The sequence below is a fragment of the Corynebacterium frankenforstense genome (assembly GCF_030211955.1).
Lineage (GTDB): Bacteria > Actinomycetota > Actinomycetes > Mycobacteriales > Mycobacteriaceae > Corynebacterium > Corynebacterium frankenforstense_A.
On sequence record NZ_JASODI010000082.1, the window covers coordinates 1 to 254 of the forward strand.

The window sequence follows — 254 nt, forward strand, 5'->3', positions numbered from 1 at the left end:
TTCCCAAGTCGCCAGCCAAAGGCCGACTGGAGTTCACGGCAAAACTTCTCGTCGCTCCACGACAGCACCTCTTCGCGCCGTTCCAGTGGATGACACCAGACCAGCGAACAGCGTCCGTCAGACATCGGCAACATCGCCAGCGGGCCATGTTTCGTGAAGCGTTCAAAAGCGCGGCCTTCGTGCGCAACGGAAGTCGCAACGTTAGCAATCACAGCCAGTTGTTCGTAAGGCTCCTGCTGCCAGTCAACGCCGCA

Annotated in this window: 1 pseudogene; it reads right to left on the reverse strand. The window is 59.1% G+C overall.

The features are described 5' to 3' along the window. Window positions 1-254 (reverse strand): annotated as a pseudogene (locus QP119_RS11615) (hypothetical protein); the annotation flags it as partial.